This is a genomic window from Pseudomonas sp. YQ_6 (assembly GCF_043103245.1).
Lineage (GTDB): Bacteria > Pseudomonadota > Gammaproteobacteria > Pseudomonadales > Pseudomonadaceae > Aquipseudomonas > Aquipseudomonas alloputida.
The window spans coordinates 275729-293914 of sequence record NZ_JBICJR010000068.1 but is presented as its reverse complement, the minus strand read 5'-3'; the positions used below and the strand labels follow the sequence as shown (position 1 = coordinate 293914).

General features: G+C 53.8%; 15 protein-coding genes. 5 read left to right on the top strand and 10 right to left on the bottom strand.

The features are described from left to right. Positions 1-15: 15 nt before the first annotated feature. Positions 16-1290 (bottom strand): ABC transporter substrate-binding protein, encoded by a 1275-nt coding sequence (locus ACF8FG_RS24380; protein ID WP_014590925.1) that lies wholly within the window; start codon positions 1288-1290, stop codon positions 16-18. Between the two features lie 169 nt (positions 1291-1459). Here ACF8FG_RS24380 and ACF8FG_RS24375 point away from each other — a divergent pair, with 169 nt between their 5' ends. Both ACF8FG_RS24375 and ACF8FG_RS24370 read left to right on the top strand, forming a co-directional pair. Continuing rightward, the gene (locus ACF8FG_RS24375; RefSeq protein ID WP_019437134.1) at positions 1460-3025 is read left to right on the top strand and encodes a carbohydrate porin; all 1566 of its coding nucleotides are present in this window, start codon (positions 1460-1462) and stop codon (positions 3023-3025) included. Positions 3026-3185: 160 nt separating this feature from the next. Continuing rightward, on the top strand, positions 3186-4130 hold the full coding sequence (locus ACF8FG_RS24370; RefSeq protein ID WP_318082288.1) for a carbohydrate kinase: 945 nt from the start codon (positions 3186-3188) through the stop codon (positions 4128-4130). A gap of 1534 nt (positions 4131-5664) precedes the next feature. On the opposite strand, the gene ACF8FG_RS24365 is transcribed toward ACF8FG_RS24370, so the two are convergent. Next, entirely contained in the window at positions 5665-6174 is a 510-nt protein-coding gene (locus tag ACF8FG_RS24365; protein ID WP_392519310.1) for a hypothetical protein, read from the bottom strand. Between the two features lie 91 nt (positions 6175-6265). Here ACF8FG_RS24365 and ACF8FG_RS24360 point away from each other — a divergent pair, with 91 nt between their 5' ends. Continuing rightward, positions 6266-6541, top strand: a complete 276-nt coding sequence (locus ACF8FG_RS24360) for a helix-turn-helix domain-containing protein (RefSeq protein WP_045198989.1) — start codon at positions 6266-6268, stop codon at positions 6539-6541. A 122-nt stretch (positions 6542-6663) separates the two neighbouring features. Beyond that, positions 6664-7956 carry a tyrosine-type recombinase/integrase gene (locus tag ACF8FG_RS24355; protein WP_392519308.1) on the top strand — a complete coding sequence of 431 codons (1293 nt, stop codon included), beginning with the start codon at positions 6664-6666 and terminating at the stop codon, positions 7954-7956. Between the two features lie 102 nt (positions 7957-8058). On the opposite strand, the gene ACF8FG_RS24350 is transcribed toward ACF8FG_RS24355, so the two are convergent. The 8 genes from ACF8FG_RS24350 to ACF8FG_RS24315 all read right to left on the bottom strand — a co-directional run bounded on the left by ACF8FG_RS24350 (position 8059) and on the right by ACF8FG_RS24315 (position 16094). Next, positions 8059-8463, bottom strand: a complete 405-nt coding sequence (locus ACF8FG_RS24350; protein ID WP_392519307.1) for an antitoxin Xre-like helix-turn-helix domain-containing protein — start codon at positions 8461-8463, stop codon at positions 8059-8061. A 135-nt stretch (positions 8464-8598) separates the two neighbouring features. After that, a complete protein-coding gene (locus tag ACF8FG_RS24345) occupies positions 8599-9225 on the bottom strand; it encodes a hypothetical protein (protein ID WP_392519305.1) in 627 nt (208 codons plus the stop codon). Positions 9226-9940: 715 nt separating this feature from the next. After that, on the bottom strand, positions 9941-10774 hold the full coding sequence (locus ACF8FG_RS24340) for a transporter (RefSeq protein WP_392519304.1): 834 nt from the start codon (positions 10772-10774) through the stop codon (positions 9941-9943). Between the two features lie 25 nt (positions 10775-10799). After that, positions 10800-12626 (bottom strand): diguanylate cyclase domain-containing protein, encoded by a 1827-nt coding sequence (locus ACF8FG_RS24335; protein ID WP_392519303.1) that lies wholly within the window; start codon positions 12624-12626, stop codon positions 10800-10802. A gap of 36 nt (positions 12627-12662) precedes the next feature. Next, complete coding sequence (locus ACF8FG_RS24330; protein WP_197862810.1) at positions 12663-13205, bottom strand: membrane integrity-associated transporter subunit PqiC; 543 nt, start codon at positions 13203-13205, stop codon at positions 12663-12665. A 30-nt stretch (positions 13206-13235) separates the two neighbouring features. Beyond that, positions 13236-14873, bottom strand: coding sequence for an intermembrane transport protein PqiB (locus ACF8FG_RS24325; protein ID WP_060484358.1), 1638 nt, complete (start codon positions 14871-14873; stop codon positions 13236-13238). After that, on the bottom strand, positions 14857-15501 hold the full coding sequence (locus ACF8FG_RS24320) for a paraquat-inducible protein A (RefSeq protein ID WP_060484357.1): 645 nt from the start codon (positions 15499-15501) through the stop codon (positions 14857-14859). The genes ACF8FG_RS24325 and ACF8FG_RS24320 overlap by 17 nt, the downstream gene beginning before the upstream one ends. Continuing rightward, positions 15498-16094: a paraquat-inducible protein A gene (locus ACF8FG_RS24315; RefSeq protein WP_060484356.1), complete on the bottom strand. Its 597-nt coding sequence runs from the start codon at positions 16092-16094 to the stop codon at positions 15498-15500. The genes ACF8FG_RS24320 and ACF8FG_RS24315 overlap by 4 nt, the downstream gene beginning before the upstream one ends. A gap of 192 nt (positions 16095-16286) precedes the next feature. Here ACF8FG_RS24315 and aspT point away from each other — a divergent pair, with 192 nt between their 5' ends. After that, on the top strand, positions 16287-17969 hold the full coding sequence (gene aspT / locus ACF8FG_RS24310) for an aspartate-alanine antiporter (protein WP_392519322.1): 1683 nt from the start codon (positions 16287-16289) through the stop codon (positions 17967-17969). Positions 17970-18186: the final 217 nt, after the last annotated feature.

The window sequence follows — 18186 nt, the reverse complement described above, 5'->3', positions numbered from 1 at the left end:
TTTCTTCCTTGTGGCCTACCAGTTCCGGCGTTTGATGCGTGTGAGTTCGCTTTCCAGTTCGACCAGCGCCTGATCGACGGGCAACTCGCCTGCCAGCACGCCGTGCACTCGATCGAAGAACGCATTGGAGACCCGTGGATAGCGAGCGGCGGTGATTGAAGCGGGGCGCATGACCCCGTCGTTGAGAATGCTGTGCAGCTGAGCGTAATAAGGCATGGTCGCGAGCAGCTCGGGATCTCGATACAGCGACTCGATAACCGGGTTATAGGCGCCTATCAGGGCACGATGTTTTTGCTGCTGGGCACTGGTCAGGTAGCTCACCAGCTCGGCGGCAAGTTTGGGATGGGCGCTGTAGCGCGATATCGCCAGGCCCCAGCCTCCGAGGGTGGATGCATGGCTGCCGGCCTCGCCGCCGCGGGGCAGGGGAGCGACCCCGACCTTGTCCTTTACGGCGCTGTCCTGGCTTTGCACCAAGGCCCAGACATAAGGCCAGTTGCGCATAAACAGCGCATTGCCCGACTGGAATACGCCGCGTCCTTCTTCCTCGGTGTAATTGAGCACGCCACGCGGGGAGATGTCGCCTACCCAGCTTTTGGCCAGGGTCAACGCCGCTCTTGAGGCCTGGCTGTTGACCACGATGTCGCCTCGTGGATTGACCAGCCCGCCGTCCGGTTGGCTGCTGATCCATTCCAGCGCGTTACACGTCAGGCCTTCGTAGGCACGCCCTTGAAAGATGTACCCCCAGGCGTTGGCGTTGCCGGCATTGCGCTCGGCCTGTTGCACATCCTTGGCGGTTGCGGTCATTTCCTCCCAAGTCTGGGGGACTTGTTTGTTGTATTTCTCGAGCAAGTCCTTGCGGTAATACAGCAGGCCCGAGTCGGTGAACCACGGCATCGTCACCAGCCGTCCGTTCACCGTGGCGTTGTCCACCTGCGCCTGGAAGTAGCCTTGGGTTGCATCGGCGGGCAGCACCTCGCGCAAATCCAGCAGATGTTTGGCCAGCATCCCCGGCCACACCATGTCGATCTGAATGATGTCGATGTCGCTGGACTGCGCACTGAGGATCTGTTGATAGAACGACAACCGCTCGGTTGCCGAGTTAGGCGTGGACACCACCTCGACGTGATTGCCGGTCTGTTGAGACCACGCCTCGACGGCCTCTTTGCACAGTTGTAATTCCGCGCCCACCGCACCGCAGGAAATCGTCAGATTGCCTGCGCTGGAGAGGGATGGAAGCCCGGCGCAAAGGGCAAGCAGTGCTGCTGGAAAGAGTGTTTTGAGCTGTTTCATAAAGCCCTCTTTATTTTTGTTTTTAGAAAAGTTAACGTTAACATCGCCAAATGTAGCAGCGTATTTGCGATGAGGCATCCTTTTTTTCGTAGATTTTGACAATCAACATTTCACGAAAAAAGAGGCCGGTCGCAGGACAAAAAATAAAAACAAAACAGGAAATCCCCCCATGCAGAAAGCATCAAGCTGGGTACTCGCAGGCGTACTCGGCACCTCGGCGGCCAACGCTCAGGCCGCGACTCTGGAAGAGCGCATGGCCGCGTTTGAAGCCCGTGCCGCCGCTGCGGAAAAACGTGCAGCCGCCGCCGAACAACAAACCCAGGCGCTCGCCAGGGAACTGCAGCAGCTCAAACAGTCCACTGCCGCCTTGCAGCCTGCTGCATCCACTGCGACAACCACTGTGATGCCCAGTTTGGATACGCGGTTGGCAAAACTCGAAGCCCGTCAGCAAAGCATGGAGAAGGAGGGCAGTACCGGGCACCTCACCGACGGGTTCAGCTTCAAGGGTTACGCCCGCTCCGGATTGCTGATCAACGATGGCCTGGGGGGCGGGCGGGGCGGTCCTTATACAACGCCTGCCGGTTCAGTCGGTGGCGCAGTCGGGCGACTGGGTAATGAAGACGATACTTACATGCGTATAGACCTGTCGAAAGAAGCCTATGCGCAGAACGGCACCCATTCCAAATTCACGGTTTCCATCGCCGATGGCGTGGAAAGCTCCAATGACTGGACGGCCGCTGAAAGTAACCTGAACGTACGCCAGGTATTTGCGGAACTCGATCATCTCGCCGCATTCAAGGGCAATTCGATGTTCGAGAACGCCACCCTGTGGGCAGGCAAGCGATTCGACAGGGACAACTTCGATATCCATTGGCTGGACTCGGACGTCGTCTTTCTGGCCGGCACCGGGGGTGGTATCTACGACGTACAGATGAAAAAGAACTGGCGCTCGAATTACTCGTTGATCGGGCGTAACTACGGGGATTTCAGTGAGGGCGGTCTCAATGCCGATGTGGAAAGCTACATCCTCACCTCCAACCAGTTCTTCGATAATGGTCAGTGGCAGTGGATGTTCAATGGCATTGGCTCAAAGAAAAACGACTTCGGCACTCGCACCAATGAAGCGGGCCTGAAGCCTGCGGACTCCGGCTTGCACAGCATGGTGGCCAACCACCAGAAAAACTTTTTCGGCAGGGAAGGCTTCTTCAAAACGGCGCTGCTCTATGGGCAAGGTCTGGGGGCAGAGGTCAAGAACATCGGCTCAGATGGCGAACTCATAGACGATGCCCGCGCTCTGCGTCTGGCACTTTACGGTGAGACATCCCTTGCGCCCGACTGGCGTATCGGCCCCAGCGTGCTGGCCGAACAGAGCAAGGATAGATACGTCGAGGGTGACGACTACCGCTGGCTGACCCTGAATGTGCGCTTGGCCAATAAAATCAACAGAAATTTCGAGATGGCCTACGAAATAAGCTGGCAAACCATGAACCTGGACCCGAAGGACTACCTACAACGTAATGCGGTCGACGGTAACTTTTGGAAATTCACTGTCGCCCCGACATTCAAACCTGAGGTTGGAGATCTTCTTACACGTCCCGAACTGCGAGTGTTCGCAAGCTTCATGAGCTGGTCTTCGGATCTGGACAGATTCAGTACCACAGACTCCTTTGGCATGACGGACTTCGAAGCCGGAGGTGTATGGCAATACGGTATACAAATGGAAACCTGGTTTTAATGTTTGAACGCGTGCGGCCAACATCTGCTTTGAGGTTGGTTATGAGAGCTTCACTAACCTCAACAAACCCTGCCTTTCATCAAAGCGCACTGAGTAAGTGATTACCGGTCGAATCTGATCAGCCAGCAGTTCCCTACGACAAAAAAATGAGGAAATGACGATGGTATTGCCTCGCGCAGTAGTGTTTGGTGAAGCCCTGACCGATCTTGTCCAAGGCACTCCTGGGCAGTGGATGGGCTACCCGGGTGGTGCTCCCTGGAACGTTGCACGAGCGCTAAGTCGCTTGGGTGTCAGCAGAGCTTTTGCTGGGTCGGTGAGCATGGATTCACTGGGTGACGAGATCGTTTCGCAGTCGGAAGCGGCAGCATTGGATATGAGGTTTATCCAACGGGTAGACCGAGATCCTTTGGTCGCCATCATTCCATCTAGCCGTCCTCCAAGGTACTTTTTTGCCGGAGATGCCGATCTGTTTTTTGATCCGGATCTGATGCCAGAAGGATGGATCAACCAGGCAGAGCTGTGTCATTTCAGTTGCATCAGTTTGGCTCGACAGCCACTTGCAGACAGGCTGGTTAAAATTGCTCAGCAGGCCAAAGAAGTCGGTAAACGGATTAGCTATGATCCGAACTGGCGCAATTTAATGGATAGCCATTATCGGGAGCAGACCTTCCCTAAGATGACCACTCTTGCTGACATGGTTAAGCTTTCCGACGAAGACCTTCGGCAAATTTATCCAGGGCTGACAGAACACCAGGCAATAGATGAGCTTCGCGCTCTTAATCCTCAGGCGCAGATCCTTTTTACTCGAGGGGAACACGGGATGATTCTCCATACCCCGGACAGCCAGCTCGATCAGCCGGCGATTGCCGTGAAGGTGGAGGACACGGTTGGAGCAGGAGACGCTTGTATGGCTGGTTGGCTGGCGGCGGAGCTGCTGGGGATCGCGGACTTGAGAGAGCGCCTGCAATTTTCAGCGGCTTGCGCATCCATATCTTGCCGCCATGCCGGAGCCCATGCTCCAGCGTTAGCTGATGTGGAAGGTTTTGCTGCAACTGCTAAAACATACTTGACCAGGGTTGCTGGCGCCGAGGAGTCGTCTAAGTAAAAAGACGCGGCGCCGAATCCAAGGGAGCTCATGAACATCTATGACATATCTATCATTTAACATAATATGCATTATGAGCACCTGCGTATGAAGGTACCGGGCCGTGGGCCGGCAGCTCCTGCCTGCACCTCAGCGATGTAATCCAAGACAAACGGTTCCGGAGAACCTTGCACCTTGTAATAGTCAACCACGCTGGCCAGCGTCCACCGCAGTAACCTCATCAGCACCGGATCGGAAAATTTCCAGCTGCTCGACTCGTATGGATACCGGCTGTTGGTGAAAACGTCGCGATATCTCTCGAAGGAATCTTCCAGGCTGTTCAGGGCCAAGCTGCTACGAATCGCTTCGGGCATCGCATGGAACAACGTCAACAGATCGTGCTTATCAGGGGTTTTACGGCTGGTTTGTCAACGCTTTGCAGATGCTGATGAGCCGCAGCAGTCCTCGGAAGTAATTCTTAGGACGTTTTCGGAACTAATCCAGGAACTGCGGTGTTTTCCCTCCGAGTTCAAAAATTACTTCCAGCCAGCGGGCCGTTCGTGTGACCGTCGCTCACGTGCTGGCGCTTTTTCCTCCTGTTTCATGAGTTAGTTTCTGTTACCGCTGTATCCACCATCTGCTGTCCAAGCCGGCACAATGCTGAACCGAGTCCGCACATGCGAAAATTCACTGTCCACGACTACGTTCGTACCACCAGTAATCGATTTCGCCAGTGCATTGGTCTTTTGAGGTCGCAAGCAGATGACTAGCACCTCGGGAGTGCTGCGGAATGTGGGGAGCATGCTTTGGGCTGGCTGTGAGGCTTTAAGCATGTCTTCACCCACGGAGGGATCTCATGAGCGCTAGATTTGATGGTGGACAGCTCCGTTAATTGGCATCAGAGCGTTGTGCTCTCCGATGGGCGCGTTTCACAGTGAAATGCCGGTTTGGAGGCCTATCTATGGGGGTTGTAAATCACTTTTTTACGTGTAAACCACTGTAGTTAACACGTAAAAAAGTGATTTACAGTGTGAATTTTTACGTCGCCATGGCCACCAGCTACTTGTTGTCGTACGGGTTGTATTTTGAACGGTGCAGTATGGCGTGCTAACGTAGCTCTGCAGATTAGCCCCCACGCCTCGTGGCAGATTCTGTAGGTCTGTACTGCGCACCAGGGGGTTGGTTGTCAGGTACTTCGCTAAGATGATCGATCACTTAAGGGAGTAAGCTAACCTCCTCCGGCCTCTTTTCTCCTCATGTGGTTATAACTCCACTAAATATTCAATATTGGTACCATGTGAAAATGTACTAAGTCGGTGGAGGTGAGCGTTCTGGTGGACGGAAAGCGCCTAGGGACGTGCTGAGAAGGCTATCTGCTGTGAGGCTATCGAACCCCGCCGCCCCCCTGCTTTTCTAACGCACGAAAAAACGCTGGACTGCTCGGAACCCGATCAGCGTGGCTCTATCCATATCCCCGTGCCTCTGCCTTTGGACCCGATGGCCAGGCTAAGCGCTTACGAAAGCTCTATGCACTAAGAGCGGCATTGGTGACATTTCAATCAGTTTTCATAGCATATGCTTCGTTAATTAAGCCTTCTAAAACAGCTGATAGCCACATCTGAAACTTGCTAAGTTCTGCGTCATGCCCATTGGCATTGGACGCTGCATAGATGGTCCTTGCATTTGCTAGTTGCGTGACGTTCAGCTCATACTCATCCGAAAATAATCGTCCGGAAAGAGTTCGGTATGCATAACCACTCAGTTCGTCATCCTGACGGATAATCGTGGCTGTTTGAAAGTCTAGTATAGCTTCGAGTTCCCAACGGTTAGTCTTTGTCATGCACGGTGGAACCGCCATTTGCAGACCAACAACAGCAAGCGTTGCCGAAGGGTCATCTAGCTCATGGAGGAAGCCGAGGACATTCTGTCCTTTTTTTAATATTTGAACGCCGAGCACCTCGTCGTGCGCGTATAGATTCAGCACGCACGCGACAAAAAAAGGTGTGCATGGGTCAGCATCCAGAACCTCGGAGAATGTCTCGAGGGTTACACGTAGCCCGGCCATAGTATGCCTCCTTGAGAAATGAACACTATAGATTGTAGCCCTATAGGGCTCAACAAGGCTTCATCCTTCCTTTTGTGGATAAGAAACGCAAATGGAACTCAAGCAAGCCCTCGCCCAAGCGCTGCGTAGCATCCGAACCAGCCGCGGGTTCACCCAAGAAGATCTGGGAGAAGTCAGTAGCCGTACCTACGTGAGCACCCTTGAGCGAGGCCTCAAAAGCCCTACCCTTGAGAAACTGGTGGAGCTCGCAGTTCGCATGGACGTTCACCCTCTCAGCCTACTCACTGAGGTCTTTCTGCTAACAGGAAAGGAAACAGATATTGAGGTGCTATTCGCCCGGGTGCGCAAAGACCTGGGACAGTCTTGAAGATTGATCCTGGATAGGGCTATGCGCCCATGTAATATCCGATAACGGCTAGACCTGGATATTGCACAACAAGCCATTTCGAGGCATCCTCACCGGTCTCCTACGATTGGTACCGTGAAAATATGCGATTGGCTCCCATCCCCTTGTTCGACACCTTCTCGCGGTTTAATGAACTCAATTTCTTAGGGGTTAGTGCGGAACGTCCTGTAGTTCTTGACTATCTGAGACAATTTGCGCCGGAGCGCGGTGCTATAGACAGCTACCTCATCGTTCGAAGCTTCTTGAAATCTTACGCTGGCAACGAATCCACTTTTATTTCGTTTCGCACCCATGCGGAGCGCCTTTTATTATGGTCTCTACTTTTAGCCCAAAAACCCATAATAGACCTCAGGCGCTCGGACGCTGAGAAATTTATGGAATTCTGCTTGCAACCCCCTGCTTCTTGGGTCGGCCCAGTTGTGAAGTCGAGGTTTGTAAGGCTTGGAGGAAGGAAACGTCTTGACTCGGACGAATATGTGATAAATGAACAATGGCGTCCATTCAGTAACACTATTTCCAAACGTGAGCGGAAAATTTCTTCGGAGAATTCCGCAGACTTACGCGACCGCCCCTACCAAATGGCGCAAGGTTCTGTAGCGCAAGTTTTCGCGGTATGCGGCAGTTTTTTTCAGCACGCTATGGACGAAGGATTTACAGAGTCCAACCCATTTCGAGCCATCAAGCAAAAGTCGGTCTATAAGCAGCGTAATACTTTAGACGCTAGTGCCCGTTCGCTTTCGGAGCTACAGTGGAGCTTTGTTATAGATTGTGCCGAGCAGATGGCCGCTGAAAATTTATCTCATGAACGTACTCTTTTTATCGTTGCGACAGTCTTTTCGATGTACTTGCGCGTGTCTGACTTAGTCGGTCGCGAAAACTGGCGCCCTACAATGGGCGACTTTCGCAGAGACTCTTCAGGTAATTGGTGGTTTCATGTCGTAGGGAAAGGCAATAAAGCTGCCAAAATTAGTGTCCGCGATGATTATATAAGCGACTACTTGATTCGCTACCGCAAACACTTAGGGCTGCCTCCCCTCCCCTCTGCCCAGGAAAAGACACCGGTGATTAGCACCCTCAAAGGTCGAGGCGGCTTGTCAGATCGGCACATCCGAAAATTAATTCAGGATGTGTTTGATCGAGCTTTGCAGCGAATGCAGAACGAGGCGTGGACTGATGATGAAATCGATGCTCTTCGTTCCGCCTCACTCCATTGGCTTCGACACACGTCAGCTACTTTTGATGCTCCATACAGAGATATGAAAGATCTCCAGGCCGACCTACGACATAACAGTTTAAGCACTACGCAAAATATCTACTACAATAGCTTAGATGAGCAGCGAGCTTTTTCGGCTAAACGCCTCAAGGTGAGAAAGTGACTACCCATTGCCAATAAAAACTCGCATACGAATTTTCTGATTTCCGGGCTAGTGGCTTTTGCTCCAAATAAGCAGTGTTCGATCTACACGCGAACCGCGCGCTCATGAGCTCTGAGCTTCGATACGTAATTCCAGTTGATGGATACGTTTGTACGTTTCATAAAGCGAAATCATGGCGCCCTGCGCCATGACCTCCAATGGCGACCTACCATCAAAAAAAGCATTTTTGTTAGGCGACCCTGGAAAGCCGCAAACATTAGCGGGATTATCGAATACGCTGCGCAGTGAGGCATGGATATTAAGTACGAGGCTGATCCGCTGCTGTTGATCTTGATCTAGCTTTCGTGGAGATGCCGGCGCTCGCAATGCTCGCCTGTAGGTTGCGTAAGAGATCCGCAGAATTGAGCAGATTTGAGCAGGCGTCGCCTGCCAACCATGCAAAATGTGCAAGGCCACTTTCAACCCCACTGCCGTCTTCTTAGGCGAAAGCGCTAGTTGATTTGGCATTTGAATTGGCTCCACCTTCCGAATGCTCTCTCATAGTACATCTGTAGTAGTGAGGCCCGCCTACAGCGTAGAGGCGTTACCTGCTATGGTAGCTAGCAAACACACCAGAGTAGGTCTTCATTTGAGCCTTTTGGGCTACTGACTGCTCATAGGAACGGTCGAAACGAGCGCAATCAGTGGCTCGTGGTTGGCAGTCGACCATGCTTTGTCTTGTATGTCACTCAGCGCGCGCTGCGTTAAAACCGGTCGAAAGGCTTGTGCAGTTTGGTCATAGATAGACACGAAGAAACCTCCCTCAATCGCACGAGATATCTGGCGTTGCCAATAGAATTTACCACCTCCAGATACGTCCCCTTCCGTAAGGACAATGTCGTATCGCTGCGCAATGTATCCAAAGAGCACGTTCTGAGAGATATCGCGAAGCGCCGAAGAATGACTATGGCTTGCCGATCGCCAAACCCGGTTGTACGCTGTGTTTCGATTAGTGGGTTGCGGAATGAGAGCGAGCGTGACCTTGATGTAATACGCGACTGATGATTGGGCATCGTCGACTAGCGCGATCTCGAACTCATCGCCGCTAATCGAATTCAGATGACGGTCAACACGGATCAATCGGTATCCGGTCTCAGCGCTGTACCCCAGCAGCTGCCCAATCTCGCGCACGCTGTTGGCTCCCGTAAGAGCGGTATAAAGCGCGACATTGTCTGCCGTGCGAGTTAGTCGCGCCGTCAGCTCATCGAAAAGAACAGCAGAAAGGGTCATGGCGGGATCTCTGAGAAACCTAGTGTCCAATGACAAAACGGTACCGGATGCTCCAGGGTTCTACAAGCGTTCGCGGCGAGCAGAGCACTGGGGCTTCTATTCACTGGGTCGGGAGATGAGGACGTCTAGAGGGAACGTAGGTACATAGGATCATTAAGCGCTATGATGCCAAATTGGCATCAATTGTTCGCGCTTCAGGCTCGAGCAAATGCTGCGTGAGCCATGCTATGGCACCCCTAGCACATATCGTGGATTATGCAGTGGCTTATTCTGCGAGCCAGGCGTTGTGTGGCTCAATACAAGGAACGGGATGATAACGCCGCTGCTGTACAAGCCACTTGCGAGTCATTTCAACATCGAAATTAGCCCCTGCTCCCTCAACGTGAGGATGAGAGCGTCGGCTACGCGATAGCGTCCGCAGGCAGGACAGTCCCTCACCTCCCAGGGGCCTTCGCATGTGAGGCCTGATGCAATACCAGCGTAAACCAAACACTTCATAAGTGATTTCCCATTCCTATAGGTTTGATCCACTTTTCACTGAGCTAGGCACGATCAAGCATCGCACGCCTAAACCCATAACACTGCTCGTCTACCATGGATAAGGCATCCAAAGGGAGCTACTTACCTGTCCGAAGCGCGACAGTTGAGGAAAACCGCAGTCAGCCGACTGTGAACAGAGTAACCGTACAGCCTTGTAATCCGTGGAGACCTGCGCCTAGCGCGAGAATAGTAGTGTAATAGCAGCCCGCGCCCCCCATCCTTCTGGTCCATCGGTTGCACTTTCTACCCAGTAGCGAGGTCCAACTTGAATCGTTATGGGCTGGTTACCTACCTTCAGGAGTTGGGTGACTGTGAAATTGATTGGAATGGACCATTCATGGGTTTTCCAGTTGTAGGTCGACTCGCTGTTGATGCCGAATGTCGTGAATGAGCGATTGGTATAAGAAAAGAATGGCTGAAGGAAAGTCTGGCTGGTTCGTTCCTTCTCATCGGACGGCGCGCTCTCCATCCCCCACAAATGATTAGCCAGCATGCCGCGGGTCCAGCCGTTAGACTGCTTCAGCGCCACGGCCGTAGGTCCTGCTGCCCATTGTTCTGCGCTGAGCAAATCATCACTGCCAGTCGGCAATAGCAGTGCGGGGCCGGCACCCCATACCCACCCATTGGGCGTTGGCTTTTTCGGTGAGAAGAAGAAGCTTTGTGTAATATCACCCATCCCAGATTTGTCAGCCGCCCCGCCCTCCACCAATCCATGCTGATCAATCATCGGCAGGATCGTTCGGGAAATGAGATTCCACTCGGAATTCAATGAAAACGGGAGCACGGGCTGGATATTGGTGACGCTATGCATTCCGTCCCCGGAGGGCCCGATTTTTTGATCCCAGTTGTACTGAATGGGTAGGCTATACATGGCCGCGATGGGATTCTGGGCTTTCTTAGCCAGTTCAGAATTGTCATCTGCCTCTGCACTGAAAGGGATGAACGGGACAAGTCCGAGCAGCGACAACCCAATGAGCGTTTGGTGATTCCGCATTTTCAGACTCTCCATGAGCGATCTGCGCGCCGCTGCGCGCTCACTGGGCTAGATGATATTGATTACGGTGTCGCTTGGCTTCATACATCGCCGCATCGGCTGTTTTGATCAGTTCGGCGGGATCCGTTGAGTGGCGAGGCGAGTTTGCAATACCGATGCTAGGTGTCACGAAATCGATGACCAGTTCGCCAATGCGGACTGGTTTACTCAAAACACCGAGCAGTCGCGCAGCCAATCGTTCAGCAGCCTCGACGTTATCGCCCAGCACTAGCAGAGTGAACTCATCCCCCCCCAGTCGAAACGCACGATCCGGCTTTCGTACGGAGTTCTCCAACCGGCGTGCGAGACACACGAGTAACTCATCACCCGTTTCATGGCCGAAGGTATCGTTGACCTGTTTGAAACGATCCAGGTCAACGAAAAAGAGGGTCAAAGGCTGAGGTTGTCCTCCCAGAAGCTCTCTTAGGTAATGGTGGAATGCCTTGCGATTGCCCAGGCCTGTTAGGGCATCATTGTGCGCCATGGCATAAAGCTGATTTTGATATTCCACGTGCGCGCTGACGTCATGCAGAATGCCACGGTATCCGCGGAGGGTCTTCTGCCCATCAACGATTGGGGTAATGCGGGCTTGGTAATGGCCTACGCTACCGTCAGCGCGTCGCAATCGAGCCGACAGTGCCGGGCTTTCGCCTCGCTGCTGGGGATGCAGAATACTGTCCAGCACCTCCTCATTTTCCATCAGGGTGGCAAACGCCATCCCCGATAGGGTTTCGGCTGGGTAACCCACTTGGGAACAAAAGGCAGGATTCATGGACTGCAGGTAACCGGCTTCATCTAGCTCAAAATAGCCTTCCTGGATCTCTGCAAGAATCGCGGCATCACGTGCCTCACTTTGTTCCAGACGGTCCAACGTCCGGTTTGCCTCGCGTCCCAAATCGCCTAACTCATCCTTTCCGCATTCCTGTAAACGGGAGTGCGGATTGCCAGGTCCGATCGTCGCTAGCTCCGCATGCATTTTTCGAATTCGGCGCAGCAGAAATCGTTCCAATCCGAGATGGATTGCTACCCAGGCCAGCACCAGGCTTGCGGTCAGGAAAGCCATAAAAAGATTCAGCTGAGCTAATCCCTCCTGATAGAGGTGCCTATCACGTATCACCCGCAGGCTTAGTTGTGCGTTTCCAAGGCTGTCGTGAAAAATCAGATCCACATTGTGATGGGCGGCGTTCATCACGTGCCGCCTCGAAAGACTCATCTGACTGCTGTCGGAACTACCGAGCATCACAGGGTCGAAGTCACCGGGCGGAGCCCAGATAAGCGCGCCACCTAGCTGCCTTTGCAACTGCTCTACCCGCTCGGCATCGAGCAGCGTTCCTCCGAACAGGTAGCCGGAAGGCAAACCAACGCTAACTAGGAGCATCGGAACGTCTTGCACAGTGATCAGTTGCGCACGTGGGGTTGCGCTCAAAGCCGGGCGCAATGATCCCAGACGATCAACTATGCTCGCTTGAAAATCCATGCTCACTGGATAGACTTCCGAGAGTTTTGAAACCCGTTCAGCGTCCAGGGGATGCAGAACTGTGAACGTGTCTGAGCGCGTTTGGATCAGGAAATCAAAACCCGACGCCCCCAGTTGAAGCGTCGGGCCAGCTCGTTGAATAAAAGTGCTGAGATTGGTTAGCCGGTCAACGTCGCGCTCGAACAGTACATCCATCATCGCCCTCAACCGATTAGCTTCGACCAGGAGCAATTGCTCATCCTCATGGTCTAGCCGGCCGAGCAAGACGTTATGTCCCCACCCCCACATCAAGAACATTACCAACAGCATGGGCGGCGCAAACAGACATAGGAGTTTCTTGCGCAGGCTCATGGCCGGTTCACCAAGACGGCATGCATCTTTTGAGCCTCAACCTGCCGGGCAACGGGCAGAGCCGTTGGTAGCGCTCGCCTGAACCGCGTCAGCAAACTTGCGCAGGTTTGCTTGTTGAGCGCTAACCAAGCTTGCGATGGTGTTCTGCGCTGGCGTTTGTACCGTCGTGCGGCACGTGAGCTCATCCAACCCTGGTCGTTTCAGGCGCCATACCGCATCGAGCAAGGCATAGTGGTCAGGTACTGAATCAAAACGCTGTACGTCGACTCGCAAGATTGCCTTGCGCCCCCCTCCAACCGGCCCACCCAGTAAGTCCTGTAGCGCACTGCCAAACTCATCAACGAGGTTTGCACCCCACCATTCCGTTTCAAGAATGACCAGGCCGCTGTCGCCTTGTCGCACCACCAATTGCGGACGATCAACTTGAGGGGGTACGGCCACCCGCTCAACCTGAACCCGCTCCCCTGCGACCCGGCTCGCCTGTGCAGGTACAAGGGTGTGGTAGTTGTTAGGCGTACTGCTGCAACCAGCAGCCATCGTTAGTAACAAAGCCAGCGAGGTCCGGTATAGAGGGGGCATCATATATAACTCCTTGGCCGAGTGTTCCAATCAACGCTGCAGATTTTCCGCACCTGCTGCTTTAGGTCGGCCGCGGATCAGCGACTCAGGATGACGACCCAGGTAGTCCGCTAGGTCTCGTAGCGAACGGGACATGCGTTCTAGCTCCTGCAATGTGTCCCCAAGTTTCTCACGCTGCGGAGAATCATCAGCGATCGCTGAATTGGCGGAGCGCAGGGTTTTCTGTAGCTGCTCCAAGGTAGCAGTCACGCCAGGTAGCGTTTGACCGTCGACGCGTTTCAGGGTGTTGCGCATTTCGCGGAGTGTCCCATCCAGATTCCCCGCGATGCTCTCCAAGGGAAGCTTGCCAAGCCGCTCGACAACGTGCTGCAGCTGCTCTTGCAGTTTTTCCAGACTGCCAGGCACCGTCGGAATGACGATAGGTTGTGCACTGCCGTCAAACTCGACCTTGGGGGCGTCTGGATAGAAATCCAACGAAATGAACATCTGCCCGGTAATCAGATTTCCACTGCGAGCCTGTGCCCTAAGCCCATGCTCAACAAAGGTACCAATGAGGCGCCGTGCGCCGGCATCATCCTCAGGGGTGTGATTAAATGCCTGCAGCATCTTCTGGTGAACAGGCCCTAATCGTTGCGGATAGATAACCGCATCGACCACGACTGGAAAGACCTGCTTTTTCGCATCGTAATCCAGAGTCACCGACGTAACTTTACCGAACTCCACCCCCTTGAATTCCACCGGTGCGCCTGGTGAGAGCCCTCGCATAGACTGATCGAATCGTAATCGCAGGTATTGCGCCTTGCCTGTTGGCGGAGCTAAGGCAGCATCACGGTCTGCAAAGAGCGTAAAACTTTGCTGATCGGCGGCCGGCTCGCCTCGGCTGAAGCTTTCGGGAGCAGCGAACGCCAAACCGCCCATGAGCACGGATGACAAAGACTGGGTCTCTACTTTCAAACCGTTGGCTCCCACCTCCATATCGATGCCGCTTGCATTCCAGAACCGAGTATTCGTGGTGACAAAAGCGTCGTAGGGCGCTTGTACAAACACGCCAATGTCGACCCCTTCGCCGTCTTCTTTCAGCGCATACGAAACAACCTCTCCGACAGGTATTCGGCGGTAGTAAATAGAGGAACCGATATCGAGCGAGCCCAGATCATCAGCGCTCAAAAGAAAGCGCTTCCCCTTTTCTCCATACGTCACCGGGGGCGGAGATTCCAGGCCAGTGAAGGTTTTCTCCGGATTTTTGGATTCACCGGCGTCGGCGCCAATGAAGGCTCCAGACAGCAAGGTGTCTACGCCTGACACCCCTCCGGCGCCGATACGCGGGCGGACCACCCAATATCTCGCACCTTGAGTGGCGAACGACTCGGCCTCTTTAGATAGTTCCACCTTAGCCACAACGCTCTTGCGGTCATCAGCGAGTTCCACGGACGATACCTCGCCTATCACCACGCTGCGATAACGTACCTGAGTTTTATGCGCCACCAGACCTTCGCCGGTGCGGAAGGAAATAGAGATCACCGGCCCCTTCTCCAGATAGTTGCGCACTACCAGCGAGGCTCCCACAAGTAGAGCCAGGATGGGCACAATCCAGACCAGTGAGAAATTGAGACGTCTAGTGCGCACTTGGGCCTGACCTGCACTGCGTTGTTCAGTCTCCTGCGCCATCACTGCGCTCTCCTTGTTGTGACGGACTATCCCAGATAAGACGCGGGTCAAAGCTCATGGCGGAAAACATGGTCAAGACCACCACCATGCCGAAGAACAGAATGCCTGGACGCGGTTCAATGGTCCCCAAGCCGTGCAATTGCACCAGTGCTGCTACCAAGGCCACCACCATGACATCTAGCATTGACCAGTAACCGATGAGCTCCACGAACCGAAACAATTGGGAGCGCTGGCGTCTTGCCCAACTGCTGCGGCGTTGCGCGGTGATCAGTAACAGGGCTAAAGAGCAGAACTTGATGGCCGGCACGCCAATACTGGCGATGAAAATGATGAGCGCGATGTCCCAGGCTCCTGCTTCCCAGAACTCCAACACACCACCGCCAATGGTGCTGTCACTACCTTGCCCAAGCATCTCGGTGCGCATGACTGGCAACACGTTGGCTGGAATGTAAAAGATCAATGCAGCGAACAGAAATGCCCAGCCACGCGCAATCGGATTGGTTTTGCGACGGTGTAAGGGGGCGCCACATCGAACACACTCATGGGCCGATTCACGCAGATCACAAGTTTGGCCGCAACCATGGCATAAACAGACATGAAGATCGTCAGCCAGAATCGATTCGCTCATACCTGACCCCACAGATCGCGAATGTCTCGACCAGCAACGTAGATCAGCAGCATGCTCAATGCAGCCAGTGCGATCAAACCGATACCCGGGATCACATCGAGAAGACCGGCTAGCTTGATAACTGCGACCATGGCACCGAGCAGGCATACCTCCAGCATGCTCCAGGGCCTTAATTTCTCTAGCGCCTGCATACACCCAGCAAACCCAGGGGCTCGGTGACCCCGCATAGCGAAACCAAGAACCCAGCACAGCACGGCAATCTGCAGGATCGGGGCGAAAATGATCGCCAGCGCCAAGACAAGTGCAATGAACGTGATGCTGCCAGAGCTGAGCACCATCACAGCGTCCCAAAGGGTCGCCGAGTTAGAAATACCTTTCATGCTGATGGTCATCACCGGATAAGCGTTGGCGAAGATCAACAACACTCCACCCGTTACGCTCAGAGCCAAGCGCTGCTCCACACTCAAGCTATTGTGGCGGTACAGCACTCCCCCGCAACGGGTGCACCGGGCGCTCTGATGACGCAGCAAGGGAGTACGGTGATACACCGCATCGCAGTACTCGCAAACAATGAGTTCATGTAGGTGAGTCATGGTGAGATTTCGTCTGTCGTCCAAGGCTCAAATGGGCGTCACTTTGCACGCCAGCCTCATCACTAAAGCACACGAACGTGGCTAGAACCGATGCACATTTGATGACACCCCTATATCGCCAGAGGTATCGCCGCAGGATTTTGCTAATACTCAAAAGTGATCAAATGATCATGAATGGATGAGGAAAAGGTGATGATGGACCTAGCCCTTGGCGCTTTGCGTGCCAATCCTGAGATTGCAGTTTTTTTGGCGATTGCGTCGGGAATACTGCTAGGACGAGTGCAGATAGGAAGCTTCCATCTGGGGTCCGTCGCAGGTGCGTTGCTGATGGGACTACTGATCGGCCAAATCGGCTTGCAAGTTCCTCATGAACTAAAAGCTGTGTTCTTCGCCTTGTTCATCTATGCGGTGGGTTTCAAGAGTGGGCCCGAGTTTTTCGGCAGCCTTAACCGGGGCACGCTAAAACTAGTCCTGCTCTCAGTGATCTTATGCGGCACCGCATTGGCCACCATCCTCGCCATGAATGCGCTTTACGACTTTGACGCAGGCTTCACCGCGGGCCTTGGAGCGGGGGCATTGACTGACACGGCGATCATGGGCACTGCGAGCAGTGCTATCGCCCAATTGCCATTGGACGCAGCTGCGAAGAACGAACTTAACAGTCACATGGCTGTGGCTTACGCCATTACCTATGTGTTCGGTACGGTCGGTTTGATCGTTTTTGTCGGAAGCATCGCTCCACGGCTGTTAGGGGTGGATCTGAAAGCCAGTGCCCAAGAACTTGAGAGGCAGCTCGGTATTGAGAGGCATGAGGAAGCGATCAGCATTCCCTACACGCGCATTGTGGTGCGCGCCCATCGCCTCAATCACGCTCAAAAGTTGGGTGATACGATTGCAGATCTCGAAGCTCGCTACCCCTCCCTTAGCATTGAACGTGTCATTCGGGGAGAGCAAATTTTTGAGCGTAGTCCGGCACTGCTTATGCAGCCAGGGGACATCTTAGGTATCTACGCGCTACGCGACTCGGTGGGTCACCTCGCTAGCTGGATCGGGCCTGAAGTTGATCACCCGCTAAGTCTCTCTTTCCCTACACGCAGCGCCGACATCGTGCTAACTAATCGTCTTATGGCTGGGCGTACTATCCATCAAATCAAAATGGCGTTGGTGGGTGCTGAGCGAATGGGATGCTTTCTCACAGGCATCTCACGCCAAGGACTGTCATTGCCCCTTTTACCGGAAACGGTGCTGCGTCGTGGCGATCTGATCAGCCTGACAGGGCGCGCCGCTAGCGTGGACGCACTTGCGGCTCAATTGGGACGTGAACGGAAACCAAGCCATCGCACCGACATCGCTATCCACGCTCTGGGTTTGGTTGTTGGCTCTTTGCTCGGCTTGCTTTCGACCCATATCGGCATGATACCGGTCGAACTAGGGATTGGAGGCGGCATCCTGCTAACTGGTCTTGTGATCGGTTGGTACAACTCGCGACACCCAGAAATAGGCGCTCTTCCGCCCGCCGCACAGTGGGCATTCTCCGAATTTGGCCTGACTGCGTTTGGAGCAGTTGTGGGCCTGCTCGCAGGTCCTGCAGCACTTACGGCCATCGTGGAACAAGGGCTCGCGCTCGTGATAGCAGGCGCCTTAGTCACTCTCATTCCTCCTTTGGTGACGCTCTATTTCGGGCGCTACGTGCTCGGACTTCACCCGATGATCTTATTCGGAGCTTTGGCGGGAGCCCAGACCGAAGCCGCTTCGATGAACAAGATCATCGAGCAATCAGGCAGTAATACTCCCGTGGTAGGTTTTACCGTCTGTTATGCGGTTTCCAACGTTTTGCTAGCTGTATGCGGACCGATAATTATATCGCTAGCGTGACATCAAATCGCTACCAACTGCGATTTTTGGAGCACTTTTCGAATTTTTTTAGAGTTTTTGCTTGAAAGCCGTTTGATGTCGCCTAGTGTCTAGAGTCAGCCATGTAGTTTTGCGTCTCATTCATGGATGGCGATGTCGTGATAGGAGATCAGCAATGTAGGCATTGGTACATGCTCTTTTTCGCTGTGAGAAATCTTTCGCTGGCAGTTACCGCCAC